Source organism: Aeromonas bestiarum (genome assembly GCF_000819745.1).
In the GTDB taxonomy this organism is placed as follows: Bacteria; Pseudomonadota; Gammaproteobacteria; order Enterobacterales; family Aeromonadaceae; genus Aeromonas; species Aeromonas bestiarum.
This window is the reverse complement of record NZ_CDDA01000023.1, coordinates 43,675-63,816: the sequence shown is the minus strand read 5'-3', so window position 1 is coordinate 63,816 and position 20,142 is coordinate 43,675. Positions and strand designations below refer to the sequence as shown.

General features: G+C 62.6%; 13 protein-coding genes and 2 tRNA genes. 11 read left to right on the top strand and 4 right to left on the bottom strand.

Annotated elements, in window-relative coordinates; genetic code table 11:
• Positions 1–60: 60 nt before the first annotated feature.
• Both BN1118_RS12385 and BN1118_RS12380 read right to left on the bottom strand, forming a co-directional pair.
• Positions 61–134: transfer RNA gene (locus tag BN1118_RS12385), tRNA-Cys, on the bottom strand.
• Between the two features lie 57 nt (positions 135–191).
• Positions 192–267, bottom strand: a tRNA-Gly gene (locus BN1118_RS12380).
• Between the two features lie 248 nt (positions 268–515).
• Between BN1118_RS12380 and BN1118_RS12375 the strand changes: the two genes are divergently transcribed.
• From BN1118_RS12375 to BN1118_RS12325, 11 genes are all read left to right on the top strand, one after another.
• Complete coding sequence (locus tag BN1118_RS12375) at positions 516–3,953, top strand: response regulator (RefSeq protein WP_043556357.1); 3,438 nt, start codon at positions 516–518, stop codon at positions 3,951–3,953.
• A 403-nt stretch (positions 3,954–4,356) separates the two neighbouring features.
• Entirely contained in the window at positions 4,357–6,042 is a 1,686-nt protein-coding gene (locus BN1118_RS12370; protein WP_043556353.1) for an ABC transporter substrate-binding protein, read from the top strand.
• 117 nt (positions 6,043–6,159) lie between these two features.
• Positions 6,160–7,143 carry an ABC transporter permease gene (locus BN1118_RS12365; RefSeq protein ID WP_042867464.1) on the top strand — a complete coding sequence of 328 codons (984 nt, stop codon included), beginning with the start codon at positions 6,160–6,162 and terminating at the stop codon, positions 7,141–7,143.
• A 1-nt stretch (position 7,144) separates the two neighbouring features.
• The gene (locus BN1118_RS12360) at positions 7,145–8,053 is read left to right on the top strand and encodes an ABC transporter permease (RefSeq protein WP_052449195.1); all 909 of its coding nucleotides are present in this window, start codon (positions 7,145–7,147) and stop codon (positions 8,051–8,053) included.
• Entirely contained in the window at positions 8,050–9,069 is a 1,020-nt protein-coding gene (locus tag BN1118_RS12355) for an ABC transporter ATP-binding protein (protein ID WP_043556351.1), read from the top strand. Before BN1118_RS12360 ends, BN1118_RS12355 begins: the two co-directional genes overlap by 4 nt.
• An 11-nt stretch (positions 9,070–9,080) precedes the next feature.
• Positions 9,081–10,073, top strand: coding sequence for an ABC transporter ATP-binding protein (locus BN1118_RS12350; protein ID WP_043556350.1), 993 nt, complete (start codon positions 9,081–9,083; stop codon positions 10,071–10,073).
• Positions 10,074–10,187: 114 nt separating this feature from the next.
• Positions 10,188–11,921: a glycoside hydrolase family 9 protein gene (locus BN1118_RS12345; RefSeq protein ID WP_043556348.1), complete on the top strand. Its 1,734-nt coding sequence runs from the start codon at positions 10,188–10,190 to the stop codon at positions 11,919–11,921.
• Positions 11,922–12,020: 99 nt separating this feature from the next.
• Positions 12,021–12,893 carry a glucosamine kinase nucleotide-binding domain-containing protein gene (locus BN1118_RS12340; RefSeq protein WP_043556347.1) on the top strand — a complete coding sequence of 291 codons (873 nt, stop codon included), beginning with the start codon at positions 12,021–12,023 and terminating at the stop codon, positions 12,891–12,893.
• 160 nt (positions 12,894–13,053) lie between these two features.
• Positions 13,054–14,919: a beta-N-acetylhexosaminidase gene (locus BN1118_RS12335; protein ID WP_043556345.1), complete on the top strand. Its 1,866-nt coding sequence runs from the start codon at positions 13,054–13,056 to the stop codon at positions 14,917–14,919.
• A 214-nt stretch (positions 14,920–15,133) separates the two neighbouring features.
• The gene (locus BN1118_RS12330; protein ID WP_043556344.1) at positions 15,134–16,687 is read left to right on the top strand and encodes a methyl-accepting chemotaxis protein; all 1,554 of its coding nucleotides are present in this window, start codon (positions 15,134–15,136) and stop codon (positions 16,685–16,687) included.
• 68 nt (positions 16,688–16,755) lie between these two features.
• On the top strand, positions 16,756–17,112 hold the full coding sequence (locus BN1118_RS12325; RefSeq protein ID WP_043556343.1) for an MGMT family protein: 357 nt from the start codon (positions 16,756–16,758) through the stop codon (positions 17,110–17,112).
• 73 nt (positions 17,113–17,185) lie between these two features.
• Here the strand turns inward: BN1118_RS12325 and BN1118_RS22040 are convergent, their stop codons facing one another.
• Together BN1118_RS22040 and topA are read right to left on the bottom strand one after the other, a co-directional pair.
• Positions 17,186–17,353, bottom strand: a complete 168-nt coding sequence (locus BN1118_RS22040; RefSeq protein WP_005312189.1) for a hypothetical protein — start codon at positions 17,351–17,353, stop codon at positions 17,186–17,188.
• Between the two features lie 114 nt (positions 17,354–17,467).
• Positions 17,468–20,089 carry a type I DNA topoisomerase gene (topA, locus tag BN1118_RS12320; RefSeq protein WP_043556342.1) on the bottom strand — a complete coding sequence of 874 codons (2,622 nt, stop codon included), beginning with the start codon at positions 20,087–20,089 and terminating at the stop codon, positions 17,468–17,470.
• Between the last annotated feature and the right edge of the window lie 53 nt (positions 20,090–20,142).

Sequence of the window (20,142 nt, the reverse complement as noted above, 5' to 3'; positions counted from 1 at the left end):
AAAACACACACATGAATGTGTGGGAGCTTGGTGCAAGTACGAGGCTGAACAGAAAGATGATGGAGGCACGTTCCGGAGTCGAACCGGACTAAACGGATTTGCAATCCGCTGCATAACCGCTTTGCTAACGCGCCATGCTGACAAGGCTGATTGCCTTGAAAGTGATACCCATAGTTGGTGCTATGAGAAATTGGAGCGGGAAACGAGACTCGAACTCGCGACCCCGACCTTGGCAAGGTCGTGCTCTACCAACTGAGCTATTCCCGCCTGACTGCCGTGTGCCAGTTACCTGACAACGAGGCGCATTATACGTACCCCAAGCGCGGGCACAACCCTTTTTTCGCACTTTTAGCCCTTGCCCGTGCTGTTTGCTCAGGGTTTAGACGGCTTGGCCAAAAAAACCACATCAGGCTGTGACCCCACAGGCGAATTTAAGATAAAGTCATTGAAATGATTAGTCTTTAGTCAGAGACTTGTGGCGCTTAGTAACTGGATTCTCAATTGAAAATCACACGATGAAATGGATCTTCAAGCCTCGTGGGCTCAGGCCGCAGCTAATGCTGGCTTTTTTCATGCTGGCCATGGTGCCCTTCCTGGTCGTCACCCTGTTCTTCCTCTACAGCCACGGCAAAGATCTCACCACCCAGACCTCCAACCATCTGGTGTCGGTGCGCAACATCAAGAAGAGCCAGCTGGAGGATTACTTCGGCAACCTCAAAGAACAGATCATCAACTTCTCCCAGCAGGATTTTGCCGGCAACAGTATCGGCCGCTTCTATGGCTTCACCGGTGCCTTCGAAAAACTCGGCGTCACGCCACAGGAGGCCCGCGCTCGCGCCCAGGCCCGCTATGTGCCCGGCTCCTGGGATCAGTTGCAAAAGCCCGACGACAAGGCCGACATAGAGCCCTCCATCAGCGCGCTGATCCTGGCGGACGAGATGTATGGCCGGGTGCACCAGCGTTTTCATCGCGGCTATGCCGACATGGTGCGCAAATCCAACTACAGCGACATCTTCCTCATCGATCTCAACGGCGACGTTGTCTACTCGGTCACCAAGCGTCCCAACTTCGCCACCAACCTGCTCTCGGGCCCCTATCAGGCGAGCGGCCTTGGCAGCACCTTCGCCAAGATAAAACGGCGCCTCGACGGCGGCCAGAAGCCGCAGCAGATCTTCGAATTCACCGACTTTGGCCGCAACGAGCTGACCGGCCAGGTGGTCGCCTACATGGCCGCCCCCGTGATGCAGTACGACTATGTGCGCGGCGTGGTGATCTTCGAGCTGCTGCCGGACAAGCTCAACCAGATCATGGCGGAGCGGGAAGGCCTCGGCGAGACCGGCGAGACTATCCTCATAGGCCCGGACAAGCGGATGCGCGCCAATGCCTGGCTGGCGCCGGAATTCAGCGTGGAGAACAGTTTCAGCCCCAATTTCAGGCCGCTGCAGACGCCGCTGGTGGTCAAGACCCTCTCAGGCGAGCAGGGTGTCGGGCTGTTTCGCTCCTATCACGATGACGAGGTGCTGGCCGCCTACACCCAGGTGAAGGTGTTCGACACCGAGTGGGCCTTCATCGCCGAGATCTCCACCAGCGAGGCCTACCGCCCCATCCGTCAGCTGGAGACCCTGGTGATCCTGCTGGGGGCCGGCTCCCTGCTGCTGCTGATCCTGTTCTCGCGCTGGCTCTCCCACTCCATCACGGCCCCGCTGCGCTCCCTCACCGCCGCCGCCGAGCAGGTGGCGGACGGTGCTTTGGATCACCCCATCACCATCCCCCGCACCGACGATGATATAGACAGGCTGGCCCAGGCGTTTCGCCACATGCAGCGCTCGGTGAAGGACAAGATAGAACTCATCGAACGCCAGACCCAGGAGCTGCAACAGCAGGTCAAGCTGACCCACAAGCAGAACCTCAGCCTGCAGCAGGCGGACAAGCTCAAGGATGAGCTGCTGGCCAACACCTCCCACGAGCTGCGCACCCCCATCCACGGCATCAAGGGGATGGCCGAATCCATGCTCGCCAGCCAGCAGGATCTCACCGAGGGACAGCAGAAGCAGCTCGGCCTCATCATCAAGAGTGCCGACGGCCTGGCCCGGCTGGTGGACGATCTGCTCGACTACCACCAGATGCGCTACGGCCAGCTGGAGATACATCCCCAGCCCGTCGCCTCCAAGGGAGTCATACGGCTGGTGCTGGATCTCTGCCTGCACCTGGTGCAGGCCAAGCCCCTCACCCTAGTGGACATAAGCCCGGCGGAGCTGCCGCCGGTGCTGGCCGACGAACAGCGGCTCGAACAGGTGCTCTACAACCTGGTGGGCAACGCCATCAAGTACACGCCGCAGGGCAAGGTCGTGCTGAGCGCCCTGGTGGAGGGCAACTTCCTGCGCATCAGGGTGACCGACACCGGCATCGGCATCGCCAGAGATCATCTGGAGCACATCTTCGAGCCACTGGTACAGATGAGCCCGGAAGTGAGCAAGCAAGGGGCAGGCCTCGGCCTCTCCATCACCCGCCAGCTGGTGCACCTGATGGGGGGTGAGCTGTTCGTGGAGAGCGAGCCGAGCGTCGGCTCCACCTTCGCCTTCACACTGCCGCTCGCCAGCGGCAAGGCGGGCAGCCTGACGCTGGACAGCCGCCAGATCGAGCACCAGCTGGTGCGCCAGCAGCCGCTCATCCTGCCGGACTGGGAGAGCGATGACCTCCCCCCTCCCCCCGAGGGTGCGCCCCTCATACTGGTGGTGGATGACGAACCCATCAACCTGCACATACTGCGCCACCTGTTGCAGCCCTGCGGCTACCGCATACTGCCCAGCAGCGACGGCCACGATGCGCTGGCCAAGCTGGCCCAGGAGCCGGTGGACCTCATATTGCTGGATGTGATGATGCCGACCCTGTCGGGATTTGACGTCTGCCGCCGGCTGCGCCAGCAGCATCCCAAGGACCAGCTGCCGGTACTGCTGCTCACAGCCCTCAACCAGCCCAAGGATATAGAAGAGGGTTTCAACGCCGGCGCCAACGACTATCTGGTGAAACCCTTCTGCAAGGAGGAGCTGTTTGCCCGGGTCAGGGCACTGCTGGAAGCCCGGGCCGGCCGCGCCTCCCTGGTGGAGAACCGGTTGCTGAAACAGGAGATAGAGCACCGCCTCACCCTGCAGGAGCGGCTGCATCAGGATCAGGAGCGGCTGCTGGCCCTGCTCGGCGAAGGGGCCGATCCCATGGTCTTCATCGACGAGCAGGGTACAGTGCTGTTTGCCTCCCGGGTGCTGGCCCGCTTGCTGGGCCAGGAGCCGGAAGCCATGGAGGGTCAGCCGCTGGACGAGTGGCTGGCCAGCCCGCTGGCCTCCCAGTGGCCCGATCTGAAGGCCCGCCAGGAGCAGCGTCTGGAATTCCTGGTGGCCGGGCTTAAGGATGAACTCAATGCCCGTGCCCTGCCCATCAGCCTGGGGGGACAGGCCGCCTTCGCCCTCACCCTCAGCACAGAACCGCGCCAGGACGAGAACCGGGTGATGGCGCTGGAGAACGCCCTCAAGAGCCTGTCGCGCCAGGCCATCATAGAGGACGGTCAGCTGCTGGGTGAGCTGAGCCGGTTGGGGGGAGAGTTCCGATCGCTCGCCGACGATCTCATTCGCCAGCAGGATGACGAGCCGCTGCGCCGGGCCCTAGTGGATACCATGCGCCTCACCCTGGATGCCTGGCAGCAGAGCACGGGCAAGGGCAAGATAGTGCTGGCGGAGAAGAGCAAGCTGTGGCGAGTCTACATGGACAGATCCAGCCCCCAGACCCGCACCCTCGACAAATACCTGAGCCTGGACACCCTGCCCAAGGCGCCGCGCTGGAAGACGGTGGTGGCCACCGCCGAGTACGTGCTCACCCACGGCCCGCTGAGCGATCCCCAGCGCCAGCAGTTGCACCACAGCGCCCAAACCCTGCGTCAACTCGCCAACCGCAAACCCTGACATGACCCGCCCCGATCTGCGCCCTGGCTCACACTTGCCGGGGCGGTTTTTTTTTGTGCAGAATTAAGCAGGCAAAAGGCGTCAAAACGAGAGCCGATCCAATTCACACAATTGTCATGACCAGCGTATGTATGGGGACTTATTACGCCAAAGCAAATAACATAACTTAATGATTTAAAATGAGTTAAAAGTCATTTTGACGGAATTGACGTAAGAGCCGTGATTTTTACGATATCGACGAACGGAACAGTTGTTGTTTTCCTGTTAACTCTGCTTTGCTAGGGACGTTGGATGACACAACTACAAGGGTGAAAAACCTGACCAACATTGAGGGCCGACCTCCACAGCATGCGATGTCGGTGCTCAAATCCGAACAAGGAATATAAATAAGAAAGGACATAATATGCTTGCCAAAGTATCCAAAATCTCTACTGCTGTACTGCTGGGAACCATGATGCTGGCCGGGGCTGCCGGCACTGCCATGGCTGCCGACAACAAGACTGTGCTGACCCTGGTCGCCCAACAGGAGACCGCCTGGGTCAAGAACTTCAACCCCTTCCTGCAAGCGGGCCTGCTGCACACCACACGTCACTTCATCTATGAACCTCTGGTGATCTTCAACGATATGCAAGGGGGCAAACCCGTCTATCGTCTGGCCACCAACTACGCCTTCAGCGATGACCTGAAATCCGTCACCTTCGATCTGCGTGACGGGGTCAAGTGGTCTGACGGTCAGCCCTTCACCGCCGATGACATCCTCTTCTCCTTCAATCTGGTCAAGGCCAACAAGGCGCTGGACGAGCGCTCTATCTGGACCCAGATCAAGAGCGTCGAGAAGCTGGCCCCCAACAAGGTCAAGTTCGAGCTGACCGACGTCAACACCAACGTGGTGAATGACCTGGTACTGGTGCCCATAGTCCCCGAGCACCAGTGGAAATCCGTGAAGGATCCGGTTGCCTTCACCAACGACAAGCCGGTCGGTACCGGTCCCTTCACCGAGGTGGACAACTTCTCCGCCCAGCTCTACACCCAGTGCCGCAACCCGCACTACTGGGATAACGCCAACCTCTCCATCGACTGCCTGCGCATGCCGCAGATGGCCACCAACGATCAGGTGCTGGCCGCCGTGATGAAGGGTGATGTGGACTGGTTCGGCTCCTTCGTGCCGGACATAGAGCGCCTCTACGTCGGCAACGATCCTAAGAACAACAAGTACTGGTTCCCGGCCTCAGGTACAGTGGCATTCAACGTCAACTTCCAGACCAAGAATCCCGGCAACCACGAAGCCTTCAACGACATCAACTTCCGCCGCGCCTTCTCCATGGCAATGGACCGTCAGTCCATGGTGGACATCGCCGGCTACGGCTACCCGACCGTCAACGAATACCCGTCAGGTCTGGGCAAGGCGTTCGCCTCCTGGGACAACCCGGAAGTCGAGAAGAAATACGGCAAGTTCAACAAGTTCGATCTGGAAGGGGCCAAGGCCCTGCTGAAACAGGCCGGCTACAAGGACTGTGACGGCGACAAGTTCCTCGACACCCCGACCTGCCAGAAGATCACCTTCAAGGTGCTGGTACCGAACGGCTGGACCGACTGGGTCAACACAGCCCAGATCGGGGTCGAAGGCTTGCAGGCCCTGGGCCTGAACGCAAAGACCGCCACCCCGGAAGCCACCGTCTGGACCGAGAACCTGATCACAGGTGACTTCGACGTCGCCCTGCAGGGGTACTTTGCCGGTGCCAACCCGCACAAGTACTTCGAGACCGCCTTCCACTCCCGCAACATGGGTGAGCGTGGCAACCGCTTTGCGGCGCCCCGCTACAAGGATCCGGCGCTGGACAAGCTGATCGATGACTTCACCCAGACCGCCGATGCCGCCAAGCAGAAGGCCATCATGTTCGAGATCCAGGACAGGGTCGGTGCCAACCAGACCATCATCCCTGTGTTCAACAACCCGACCTGGTACGAATACAGCACCAAGCGCTTCAATGGCTGGTTCAGTGCCGACAACCCGGTCGCCAAGCCGCAGGTTCACCCGGACACTCCGGAGCGTCTGCTGCACGTGTTGTCACTCAAGCCAAACAGCTAACCACCCCGGCCCCCTGCGGGGGGCCATTTTCCCCGCCATGTCTTCCATCCCCCTGATTGTTCGGGGTTGGGGGAGCTTTGCCCGGCGCGGGGCAGGCTTGCAGTAAAAGGGTTTACCATGGGATTTATACTGAGACGTTTCTCCTTCTATCTGGTCGCCTTCCTGGTGGCCGCCACCATCAACTTCCTGCTACCCAGAGCCATGCCGGGGGATCCTGTCTCCGTCATGTTTGCCCGGGCTGGCGCCATGATGGAACCCGCCGCACTGGAGGCCCTCAAGGCGACCTTCGGCTTTGTGGACGGCCCCATCAGCACCCAATTTCTCACCTATGTGAAGAGTGTCTTCACCTGGGATCTCGGCACCTCGGTGCGCTACTACCCCCAACCGGTCGCTGACGTGCTCGGTCGCGCCATCGGCTGGACCCTGTTTCTGGTGGGCACCTCCACCATCCTCAGCTTCTCCATCGGCTCCATCGTCGGCATCTTCGCCGCCTGGCACCGGGGGGGACGCATGGACAGCATACTCTCCCCGCTCACTCTGGTGATGCAGGCCATTCCGCCCGTGGTCATCTCCCTGCTCGCCCTCTTCCTGTTCGGGGTCAGTCTGGAGTGGCTGCCCATCGGCTATGCCTACAGCCCGGAGATCACCGCCGATTTCGGCTGGGAACACATCAAGAGCATCATGTTGCACGCCGTCATGCCGGTGCTGACGCTGGCCATGGTGCAGGTGGGGGGCTTCCTCATCACCATGCGCAACAACATGATCAACCTGCTGGGGGAGGACTACATCACCATGGCCAAGGCCAAGGGGCTCTCCAGCAACAGGGTCATTTTCAACTACGGTGCCCGCAACGCCATACTGCCGAGCGTCACCGCGCTCTCCATGGCGCTCGGTTTCGTCATCGGCGGCTCCCTCATCACAGAGGTGATCTTCAACTACCCGGGGCTGGGTCTGACTCTCTATCAGGGCATTCTGGCCCGCGACTACCCGCTCATTCAGGGGCAGCTGCTCATCATGACCATCACCATGCTCAGCTTCAACTTCCTGGCCGACGTGCTCTACGTCTTCCTGGATCCCCGTCTGCGTACAGGAGGCAAATAAGATGCGCATGCCGACTATTTTGAAAATCCTGCTGGGCAACAAGAAAGCCGCCTTCGGCCTCTTCATCGTGGTCAGCTTCGTGCTGATGGCACTGTTCGCCCCCCTGCTGGCCAGCAACGAACCGACCAAGCGAGTCTCCCGTCCGCACCAGCCCCCCAGCGCCGAGTACGTGATGGGCACCACCCGCATGGGCCACGACATCTGGTCCCAGTTTGCCAACGGCGCCCGCATCTCCCTGATGGTGGGCTTCGGGGCCGGCATACTGGTGTGCGCCCTCGCCATCACCATCGGCATCACAGCCGGCTACTTTGGCGGCGTGATCGACGAGTGCCTCACCTTCCTGATGAACGTGGTGCTGGTGATCCCCAACCTCCCTTTATTACTGGTGCTCGCAAGCTTTATCGGGGAGGCGTCACCAACGGTGATCGCGCTCATCATAGGCTTTACCTCCTGGGCCTATGGCGCGCGCGTCATCCGGGCCCAGACCCTGGCGCTGCGCGAGAAAGAGTTCGTCATCGCCGCCGAGGTGCTGGGGGAGCCGGCCTGGCGCATCATTCTGGTGGAGATACTGCCCAACCTCATCTCCATCATAGGGGTGAGCTTCATCGGCTCCATCATCTACGCCATCGTCACCGAGGCGACCCTGGAGTTCCTGGGGCTCGGCGATCCGACCGTGGTCAGCTGGGGCATCATGCTCTACAACGCCCAGACCTCCAGCGCCATCCTGGTGGGTGCCTGGTGGGAGATCCTGGCCCCCTGCTTCGCCATCGCCACCCTGGGCGCGGGTCTGGCCCTGCTCAACTTCGCCATCGACGAGATAGCCAACCCTCAATTGCGCTCCCACAAGGGATTGCATCGCTGGAAAAAACTCGCCGCGCCCGTCTCAGCACCACAGGAGAGGACAGCATGAAGACCCCACCCCTGCTGTCGGTACGCAACCTCTGCGTCGACTACATCACCGAGAGCGGCGACGTGCGCGCCGTCAACTCGGTCAGCTTTGACATAGCCCCCGGCGAGGTATTCGGCCTGGCCGGCGAGTCCGGCTGCGGCAAGTCCACCATCGCCTTCTCGGTGGCCCGGCTGCACAAGCCGCCCGCCTACATCAGCGGCGGCGAAATCCTGTTCAAGGGAGAGAACATTCTCCACTACGGCGAAGAACGGCTGCGATCCTATCGCTGGCAACAGGTCTCTGTGGTGTTCCAGTCCGCCATGAACGCGCTCAACCCCGTGCTGCGCATGGAGGAGCAGTTCTGTGACGTGCTGCTGGCCCACAACCCCGGCATGACCCGTTATGAGGCGATCAAGCGCGCCCAGGTGCTGCTGGAGATAGTCGACATACACCCGAGCCGGCTGCGGGATTATCCGCACCAGTTCTCCGGCGGCATGCGCCAGCGGCTGGTGATCGCCATCGCCATGGCGCTCAACCCGGAGCTCTTGATCATGGATGAGCCAACCACGGCGCTGGACGTGGTGGTGCAGCGGGAGATATTGCAGAAGGTCTACGCCCTGAAAGAGCAGTTCAACTTCTCCATCCTGTTCATCACCCACGACCTCTCGCTCATGGTCGAGTTCTGCGATCGCATCGGCATCATGTACGCCGGTGAGCTGATCGAGGTGGCCCCGTCCAAGGCGATCCTGACCTCGCCCCTGCACCCCTATACCCGCGGGCTCGGCAACTCCTTCCCGCCCCTGCACGGCCCGAAAACCGTGCTGGAAGGGATCCCCGGCACCCCGCTCAACCTGCTGGAGGTGCCGGTCGGCTGCCGCTTTCAGGCCCGCTGCGGCAAGGTGCACGCGCGCTGCCGGCAGGAGTACACCCGCCTGGTCGAGATCCGGCCGGGACAACAGACCGCCTGCCACCTCCATGAGGCGCAGGATGAGCAACAAGATCCCCTGATCTATCTGGACAAGGCCGCTGGCTGTTAAGGATGTCTGTCATGCAAATCGCCCAAACCGACGCGCCCATCATCGAAGTCCAGCACCTCTACAAGGACTTCCCCGTCAACTCCAATGCCATCAAGAGCGGCAAGATGCGGGCTCTCTCCGACATCACCTTCAACCTGCACCGGGGCCGCGCCCTGGCGGTGGTGGGGGAGTCGGGCTCCGGCAAGAGCACCATCGCCAAGATCATCGCCAAGATGTACAAGCTCTCCAGCGGCCGCATCTTCTATCGCGGTCGGGATCTGGAGGAGTTCAACAAGGGCACGGCTCTGCTCGACTATCGCCAGAGCGTGCAGATGGTGTGGCAAGATCCGTTCGGTTCGCTCAACCCGACCCACACCATCTACCACCACATAGCCCGCCCCCTGCTGCTGCACAGCAAGGTGATCGACAAGAAAGACCTGCCGGACATGGTCCATGCCCTGCTCGAAAAAGTGGGGCTCACCCCGGCCAAGGCAACGGCGGCCAAGTACCCGCACCAGCTCTCCGGCGGCCAGCGCCAGCGGGTCAACATAGCCCGCAACCTGGCGGTGGAGGCGGAGGTAGTGCTGGCGGATGAGCCCACCTCCATGCTCGACGTCTCCATTCGCATCGGCATCCTCAACCTGATGGAGCAGATGAAAAACGAGCTGGGCGTCTCCATGCTCTACATCACCCACGACATCGCCACCGCCCGCTACGTGGCGGAAGATCTCGCGGTCATGTACGTGGGCCACATGGTGGAGTGGGGCGAGGTGGACGAGATACTGCACCACCCCCAGCACCCCTACACCCAGCTGCTCATCTCGGCGGTGCCCGACCCCGAGAAGAGCATCCACGCCGAGCTGGAGGGGGGCCGCAAGGGGGAGATACCGCTCTGGACGCCGGAATCCTGCGGCTGCCCGTTTGCCGGGCGCTGCAATCAGGCCATGGCCCGCTGCAAGGATGAGCTGCCCCCCGTCAGCAAGCTCGCCGACAACCACTTCGTGCGCTGCTACCTCTACGAATGAGGGTGAGCCTTATAGTGGCCGGACAGCTCTGTCCGGCCATGCCTCGCTACGGGGCAGCCACAGCCCCGTGATGTGCCTCACCGCCCGTCGGTGAACCACAGGAGTAATACCTTGATGGAACTCTTGATCAATCAGGTGGGCTACGAGTGCGACGGGCAGAAGATTGCCCTGCTGCAGACCACCACCCAGCTGGCTATCAGCGGCCATATCAGGCTGCTGCGCCAGTGTGATGACCAGATCCTGTTTGAAGCACCGCTGCAAGCGGCCGGCAGCGTCCCCGGCTGGCAGGGCCGAGCCTACTGGTGCGCCGATTTCTCCTCTTTCAAGGAGCCCGGTCACTATCGGCTGGAGGCGATTACGGCCCCCACAGCCGCGATGGATGAGCGCATCGTCAGCTCCGTCCCCTTCGCCATCGGCCACCACCTTTTGGTGAGCCACTGCCTCTCCGACGTCATTCACTACTTCAAGGGCCAGCGCGCCAGCGGCGCCTTCGATCGGGCCGATCACACTGCCCGGCTGTTTGGCACCGATCAGCGCAAAGACGTGCACGGCGGCTGGTTCGATGCCAGCGGCGACATGAGCAAGTACTTGAGTCACCTCTCCTACGCCAACTACCTCAACCCCCAGCAGACCCCCATGGTGGTATGGGCCCTGCTCAGGTGCCGTGAACTGCTGGCATCGCGCCGCGACATAGACGGGGTCAACCTCTGCAAGCGGCTCAATGACGAGGCGCTGCACGGGGCGGATTTTCTCTGCCGGATGCAGGCTGAGTCGGGCTTCTTCTACATGACGCTGTTCGACAAGTGGAGCAAGGATCCCGAGCAGCGCGATCTGTGCGCCTACGCCACCCAGCAGGGGATCAAGTCCGCCGACTGGCAGGCGGGCTTTCGGCAAGGGGGCGGCATGGCCATCGCCGCGCTGGCCCGCGCCGCCCGCGAGAGCGTCCGCGGCGACCTTGATGCGAGTCACTATGCCGAGGCGGCCCGCCGCGGCTACCTGCACCTGCGCGAGCACAACCTCGCCTATCTGGACGACGGGGTCGAAAACATCATCGACGACTACTGCGCCCTGCTGGCCGCCGTCGAGCTGACCCGGACCCTGGGCCATGAGTGGCTAAGCGAGGCGAGGGAGTGGGCCGACAAGCTGTGCGCCCGCCAGCGCCCGCACCCTGAGCTTGGCCACCATTGGTCCGCCAACGAGGATGGCTCGCGCCCCTACTACCACGCCGCCGAGGCGGGCCTGCCGGTGCTGGCGCTGCTGGAATACCTAGGCGTAGAGCCGGATCAGGGGCGCAGGGCCCAGGTGCAAGCCGTGGTGCAGCAGGCGCTGGCCGCCGAGCTGGCACTGTGCGCCCGGGCAGGTAACCCCTTCGCCCTCGCCCGCCAGTATGTGAAAGGAGTGGATGAGGCGCCTCGCGTCAGCTTCTTCATCCCCCACCACAACGAATCCGGCTACTGGTGGCAGGGGGAAAACGCCAGGCTGGCGTCTCTGGCCGCCATGGCCTTTGCCGCCGCCGAGCAGCTCCCGCCACAATCAGGGCCGCTGCTCGGCTTCGGCCAACGCCAGCTCGACTGGATCCTGGGGCAAAACCCGTTCAACGCCTGCATGCTGGCGGGCCACGGCATCAACAACCCGAGCTACACAGCCGGTTATCCCAATGCCCTGGGCGGCATCTGCAACGGCATCACGGCCGGCTTCTATGACGAGGCGGATATCGCATTTATTCCAGAGGAGTACAAGGATCGGCTGGATCAGAACTGGCGCTGGGGCGAACAGTGGATCCCCCACGCCGCCTGGTTTGCCCTGGCCATCAGCTGGCAAAGTGCGCTGGGAGGCCGGCATGATTGAGGCGTACAAGGCCCGGCTGGATCAGAACTGGTGCTGGGGTCTTCCATGCATTCTGGTTCGCCCTGGCCATCAGCTGGCAGAGTGCGCTAGGAGGTCGGCATGATTGAGTACTGGGTCGGCGTGGATGGGGGCGGCACCCACACCCGCGCCCGCATTCGGGACCGGGCGGGCAAGCTGCTGGGCGAGGGGCGCGCCGCCGGCTCCAACCTGGAGCTGGGCATAGAGGTCGCCCACGCCAACGTGCTGGCCGCCATCGAGCAGGCCCGCACCGAGGCCGGTCTGCCGGCGGCAAGCGCGCAGCAGATGGGGGTCGGGCTGGCGCTCGCCTCTGCCGAGCTGGCGGAGTGCTATCACGCCATGCTCGAGATGCCCTTCCCCTTTGCGAGCGTGCGGCTCACCTCCGATGCCTTCGGTGCCTGCCTGGGTGCCTTCGGTGGCAAGGAGGGTGCCATTCTCATCGCCGGCACCGGCTCGGCCGGGCTCCTCTATCGGCATGGCCAGCTCCACACCTGCTCCGGCCGCGGTTTTCCCATCTCGGATCTGGGCAGCGGCGCCTGGCTTGGGCTGCGTGCCATCCAGCAAGCCCTGCTCTGCCATGACGGCATCCTGCCCCCCAGCACGCTCGCCATCCGCTTGCTCGACCACTTCAAGCGGGATCAGGCCGACGTCGTGCGCTGGGCATCCCGCGCCATTCCGGCCGATTATGGCCGCTTCGCCCCCTGGGTGTTCGATGCTGCCAGCGACGGCGACGAGCTCGCCTGCCAGCTGCTGGACGAGACCTGCGAACAGTTGCGGATCCTGCTGGAGGGGATGCAACAGCTGGGGGCCAGCCAGATTGCCCTGCTCGGTGGCATCGGCATGCGCCTCGCCCCCCGGCTGGCGCACCTCAACCTGGTCAACCCCAAGGCCGATGCACTGGAGGGGGCCATACTGTTTGCCCAGTCGGAGGCGTTCCCATGTCTGCACTGCTGAGCCTTGTCCAATGCGATCTGCCCGCCGGCGGGGACAGAGTCCCCCTCTGCCCGCTCCGGGGTGTGCCCATCTCAGCACTCGGGCTCCCTTCCCGGGTTGACCAGTACCACAAGGAGATGATCGCCTTGTTTGTTCCCTTAACTCCATCAGAGGAATTTTCATGTCTGCACCCCTGATCCACACCCAGGTCGACCGACGCGATGGCGAGGACGTCTGGTTCCGCTTCAACCTGAGCCAGCTGCCGGCCGTCCCCTGGAAGCTCCACTTCTGCCTGGCGCGCCACATAGACCCGGCCTCGGTCGAGGGCGGGGAGCTGGAGCGCCAGAGCGGCAGCTACAAGGTGCTGATCCCGGCCGAGGGGCAAAGCGAGCTGCGTTTTTGCTGTCGCAACACCCCCATCAAGCGGCTCTCCGACATGCCGCGCGGCTTCTTCCTGAGCCTGCCCGAGGCCAGCACTGGCCCTCAGCTGATGCCTGTGGTGCTGGCCGATGAGGCGCTGGGCCTGCCGCCAAGCGCGCCCGGCGCCCCGGATCTGCCCGAGGTCGAGTCCCTGGCCGGCATAGTGCCCCAGCCGGATCAGCTGGTGCTGCTGGAGGGCAACTTCCGCTTGGCAGAGCGGGCCCATGTCAGCGGGCCCGGGTCGCTGACCGGCCTGCTGGCCCATTTCAACGAGCTGACCGGGCTGGCGCTGGAGCAGGATCACGATGCCGAGATCCGGCTGCTCGAGGAGCCTTTGGCTGCGGAGGCCTATCGCCTCATCATCACGCCTGAGGGGGTGACCATAGCCGCCGCCGGCGAGGCCGGCTGGCGCCACGGCCTGACAAGCCTGGCCCAGTGGGCCCTGCAGCACGGGGAGAGCCTGCCCTGCATCGAGCTCAGCGATACACCGCGCTTCGGTTTTCGCGGCATCTTCCTCGACTGTGCCCGCCACTTTCACAGCCTGGCCACCCTCAAGCGCCTGCTCAAGCTGATGAGCCTCTACAAGTTCAACCGCTTCCACTGGCACCTGACCGATGACGAGGGGTGGCGGCTCGAGATCAAGGCCTTCCCCCAGCTGACGGAACGGGCCGCCTGGCGCGGCCACGATCTGCCGGTCGGGCCCCAGCTCAGTGGCGGCGCCGAGCCCTATGGCGGCTACTACAGCCAGAGCGAGGTGCGCGAGCTGGTGGCCTATGCCGCCGGACTCGGCATCACAGTCATTCCCGAGATCGACATACCGGGCCACTGTCATGCGGCCATCAAGGCGCTGCCCGAGCTGCTGGTGGAAGAAGCCGACCGCTCCCGCTACCTGTCGGTGCAATATTTCGACGACAACGTGCTCAACCCGGCCCTGCCCGGCACCTATCAGTTCCTGGAGGCGGTGATCGACGAGGTGTGCGAGCTGTTCCCAGGCCCGCTGGTACACATGGGGGGAGACGAGGTACCGACCGGAGTCTGGACCGACAGCCCGGCCTGCCGGCAGTTGATGGAGCAGCAGGGGTATCAGGATTGCCGCGAGCTGCAGGGCCACCTGCTGCGCCACTGCCAGCAATATCTGGCCGGCAAGGGCAAGCGGATGCTGGGTTGGGAGGAGATATTGCACGGTGACAAGGTGAGCCGGGATGCCACCATCTTCGCCTGGACCAGCTTCCAGGCAGGGCTGGATGCAGCTGCGGCTGGCTATCCGGTGGTGATGGCACCGGCCCAGCACCTCTATCTGGATCTGGCCTGGAGCCAGGACATCCATGAACCCGGCCTCTACTGGGCGGGCACCCTCAATCTGGAGCAGGTCTATCGATGCGATCCTGCCCCGGCCGATTTCCATGCCAACGATAACATCCTGGGGGTGCTGAGCCCCTTATGGTCGGAGCTGGTGACCTCTCGTGACCGCCTCGACTATATGTTGTTCCCGCGCATGCTGGCCACCGCCGAGGTGGCCTGGAGCGATCCCGCCCGCAAGGCGTGGGATCACTTCGCCGCCCGCCTGCCGGGCCAGCTGCAGATCCTCGACCAGCTACAGGTGCGTTACCGGGCGCCACAGAGGTAGTGTTATCTTTCTGTTTGGCGACCTTTCGGTCGCCTTTTTTTACCATCCACCAACAAAAAACCAACTTTCCCCTACCATTCATCCGCCATTGTTGGCAAAATTCAGCCCCCTATGAAGCCGACTTGGCGCACCCTGACAGGCACCTGCAACCACGCCCGGATCTGCCACAATAACAACGATAAAACTATCAACAAGAACATCGGAGCCTATCCCTATGACTCGCAGAGACGTCCATACCCTGGACAGCGAAGTGGAGTTTCCTGCCGACGAACAACTGGTTTCCACCACGGACCTGCGCGGGGTGATCACCTACGCCAACCCCGCCTTCTGTCGCATCGCCGGCTACCCCGTTGAAGAACTGGTCGGCCACAACCACAACCTGGTGCGCCACCCCGACATGCCCAAGGCCGCCTTCGCCGATCTCTGGGCCCGCCTCAAGGAGGGCAAACCCTGGCGCGGCATGGTGAAGAACCGCTGCAAGGATGGCCGCTACTACTGGGTCGATGCCTATGTGACCCCCATCTACGAGGGGGGCAGAGTCAGCGGTTACCAGTCAGTGCGCTGCAAACCGGAACCCCAGCTCAAGCGAGTCGCCAGCCAGACCTATCAGGCCCTGCTCAAGGCGGAGCGCGGCTCGGCCAGCAGCCTCCCCTCCCTAGCCCGCGTGCGCCTGCCTGTGCTGGGCCTGCTGTTGCTCGGCCTGTTGGGCTGGGCCTTCAGCAGTCAGGGCCCCATGACAGCCCTGCTGATGCTGCTGCCCCTGCTGCTCATAGGTGGCGCTTGCTGGCGCGAGCTCTTTGCACTGCCGCTCTATCTGCAGCAGCTCGGCCGCGAATACGACAGCCTGACCCGGCTGGTCTACTCGGGCGACGGCCCCGGCGCCATCGCCGACTTTCACATCAAGATGCTGCAGGCCCGCATCCGTACCGTGCTGGGCCGGGTCAACGATGCGACCCAGCCGCTGCAGACCCTGGCCACCAAGCTGAAACAGGCGTCCCATCAGGCCTGCCTCGACATCAACGAGCAGGATGCCCAAACCCAGCAGATGGCTGCCGCCATGACCCAGATGGCCAGCACGGCCCACGAGATAGCCCACAACATCCAGGACTCCAACGGTCAGGTCAACGAGGCCCGCAGCCGCTGCGAACACACCAACCAACAGCTGAGCCAGACCGAGCAGCGCATCGAGCAGCTCGCCAGACAGGCGGAGCTGGCGTTCAACTCGGCGGTGGCGCTGGCCAGCGAGTCGGAGCGTATCGGCAGCGTGATGGGCGAGATCCAGGGCATAGCCGATCAGACCAACCTGCTGGCCCTCAACGCCGCCATCGAGGCGGCGCGGGCCGGTGAGCAGGGCCGCGGCTTTGCGGTGGTGGCCGACGAGGTGCGCACCCTGTCGACCCGCACCCACAAGGCGACCGAGCAGATCCAGGGCAGCATACAGCAGATCCAGCACACCCTGGGCCGCTGGAAGGGGATGATGCAGGAGAACCTGCAACAGACCCGCGAATGCGCCGAGATGACCCGCCAGGGCGCCAGCAGCCTGCACTCTGTGCTGGAAGAGATAGAGCTGGTCACGGAACACTCCACCCAGATCGCCGCCGCCGCCGAGCAACAGCAGGCGGTGGTGGAGGAGATCAGCCGCAGCATCAACCAGATCTCCCAGTACTCCCACGCCAACAGCCAGAAGATGCAGGAGGTCGACGACTCGAGTCAGGAGCTGCTGGAGCGCACCAAACAGCTCAAGGGGCTCAGTCAGACCTTTGGTTGAAGCGGTTGCCACCCCCATCACAGAAGCGCCACAATGGCGCTTCTGTCGTTTCTGGAGAGTCATGACCCATGAAAATGGAGCCAGCCCCTGTCACCCTGAACAAGGTCGCCCGCATCGAGGCGATCCTCGCCCTGATCCCGGCCGGCAAGGTGGTCAGCTATGGTCAGGTGGCGGATCTGGCTGGACTGCCCGGTCGGGCCCGGCTGGTGGGCAAGGTGCTGCGGGAAACGGACAAGGTGCTGCCCTGGCATCGCGTGCTGGGCGCAGGCGGCACCATTTCACTGCCAAAAGGGTCGACAGGCTTCACGGAACAAACGGGGCGATTGCAGCAGGAGGGTGTGCCTGTGGTAGGCGGGCGGGTAAAGATGCGGGAGTGGCAATGGCAGCCCGACCTGGCCGAGCTGCTATTCCTCATTCCCTTTTAAACCAGGGTGTCACGGCTTCTCATGACGTTCTGTTGAGCCAAAGAGCGGCCATGGCCTCTTGCCCCCTGGTACATCACAGCGTGAGAGGAGCCAGGATCTCGTCGCTGCGCACCTGCACAGGTATGGTTTCATACTCCCGTTGCAGCAACACCAGCAGACTCTGCCTGTCCACCTCCAGCACATAGGCAGTCCCTTCCCGGGTCAGACAGGTCATTCCCGGCCGGATCTCGTTAATCTCCATCACAACCTCCGTGTACAGCGCTGCCATCCTTGCAGCGGTTTCAGTATACCGCCATCTCCCAACAAAAAGGCCCCAGCAAGGGGCCTCTTTCATCATAGTGTGAACTGCGCGCCATCAGGCCTTCTTCGACTTGGCCAGGCTCTCCTGCCATTTGCCGTTGTCGTAGTGCGCCGTCCAGCCCGTTGCCTTGCCGTTGACCTCCGTCATCACGTACTGCTCCTTGGTCTTGCGACTGAAGCGAACGATGGAGGCGTTACCGTCAGGATCTGACGCCGGGGCGTCGGCCAGGTACTGGTGCTTGGGCGAGAGGCGATCCTTGAAGCGCTTGAGCTCTTCCACCAGGGGCGCACGGGTCTCGCGGGATTTCGGGAAGTTGCTGGCGGCCAGGAACAGGCCGGCCGCCCCGTCACGCAGCACGAAATGCGCATCGGACTGGGTGCACTTGAGCTCGGGCAGCGGTACAGGATCTTCCTTCGGCGGCGCTATGTCGCCGTTTTTCAGGATCTTGCGGGTGTTCTTGCAAGTCTCGCTGGTACAACCCATGTACTTGCCGAAACGGCCGTTCTTGAGCTGCATTTCGGATCCGCAGCGATCGCACTCTATGCTCGGCCCTTCGTAGCCCTTGAGCTTGAACTGGCCCTTCTCTATCTCGTAACCGTCGCAATCCGGGTTGCGACCACAGACGTGCAGCTTGCGGCTGTCGTCAATGATGTAGGCGTCCATGGCGGTGCCGCAGACGCCGCAGCGGTGCTTGGCGCGCAGCGCCTCGGTTTCGGCCTCGTCACCGTCGGTGGCGGAGACGAATTCGTCGGCGGAGACCAGGTTGATGGTCTTCTTGCAGCGCTCTTTCGGCGGCAGGGCGTAACCTGAACAGCCGAGGAAGACGCCTGTGGTGGCGGTACGAATGCCCATCTTGCGGCCGCAATCCGGGCAGTCGATGTCGGTCAGCACCATCTGGTTGGCACGCATGCCCCCCTCTTCCGCGTCCCGATCCGCTTTTGCCAGCTCCTGGGTAAATTCTTCGTAGAAGGCATCCAGCACCTTCTTCCACTCCAGGCTGCCTTCGGCTATGCCATCGAGCTTGTCTTCCATCTTGGCGGTGAACTCGTAGTTCATCAGCTCGACGAAGTTCTCGACCAGACGGTCGGTGACGATTTCACCCATCTTCTCGGCGAAGAAACGGCGGCTCTCGACCCGCACATAACCGCGATCCACGATAGTGGAGATGATGGAGGCGTAGGTGGAAGGACGGCCAATGCCGCGTTTTTCCAGCTCGCGCACCAGGGCCGCTTCGGTGAAACGCGCAGGCGGCTTGGTGAAGTGCTGACGGGGATCCAGCTTGACCAGTTTGAGGATCTCGCCCACCGTCACCGCCGGCAGCTGGCTGTCGTCGCCCTTGCGACCCATGGGTGGCAGCGCCTTGGTCCAACCGGCGAAGCGCAGGGTGCGACCACGGGCCTTCAACTCGAACTCACCGGCCTTGACGGTCAGGGTGGAGGAGTCGTACTGGGCCGGGGTCATCTGGCAGGCGACGAATTGACGCCAGATCAGGTCATAGAGCCGCATGGCGTCCGGCTCCATGCCTTCCAGCATCTCGGCCGTGACCAGTACGCTGGAGGGACGGATCGCCTCATGAGCCTCCTGGGCGCCGGCCTTGGAGCCGTAGAGATTCGGTTCACTCGGCAGATAGGCGGCGCCATACTGCTCGCCGATATATTCCCGCAGCGCCTCGACCGCCTCTTTGCTGAGGTTGGTGGAGTCGGTACGCATGTAGGTGATGTAGCCCGCTTCATACAGACGCTGGGCCATCATCATGGTCTTCTTCACCCCGAAGCTCAGACGGGTCGATGCCGCCTGTTGCAGGGTGGAGGTAATGAAGGGGGCGGACGGCTTGGAGCCGGTCGGCTTGTCTTCCCGGTTCACCACCTTGTAGTCGACCCCTTCCAGGGCGGCCACGGCGGCAAAGGTCTCGGCCTGGGTGACCGGCTTGAAGTCGGCGCCGTTGCGGCTGACCACTTCCATACGCAGGTCGGCCTTGTCACCGGTCAGCAGGTCGGCGTTGAGATCCCAGAACTCCACCGGCACGAACGCCTTGATCTCACGCTCTTTATCGACGATGAGACGCACAGCGACGGACTGCACCCGGCCGGCGGAGAGACCGCGAGCCAGCTTCTTCCACAGCAGGGGGGAGACCATGTAGCCCACTACCCGGTCGAGGAAACGACGAGCCTGCTGGGCATTGACGCGGTGGATGTTCAGCTCGGATGGCTGGGCAAACGCCTCCTGAATCGCGGTCTTGGTGATCTCGTTGAACACCACCCGCTTGTAGCGGCTGTCGTCACCACCGATGATCTCGCGCAAGTGCCAGGCGATCGCCTCTCCCTCTCTATCCAAGTCGGTTGCGAGATAGATGGTGTCAGCCTTGGCGGCCAGACTTTGCAACTCACTGACCACTTTCTCTTTGCCGGGCAAAATCTGGTAGTTGGCCTGCCAGCCTGCGGTCGGATTGATCCCCATCCGTGAGAACAGGGCATTGCGATCCTTGGCAGCCTTCTCTGATTCGCTCAGCTTGATGCCGCGAATGACAGGTTTTTTGGGCTCGTTGCTGGCGCTGCCACTGGTGGGCAGATCGCGAACATGACCGACGCTGGATTTCACCACGTAGTCCTTGCCCAAATATTTGTTGATGGTCTTGGCCTTGGCCGGAGACTCCACTATGACCAGTGATTTGCCCATGCTGTAACTATTATCCTCATTGCACCCGACGGGGTTGGTGTGCGGTTTTGTGG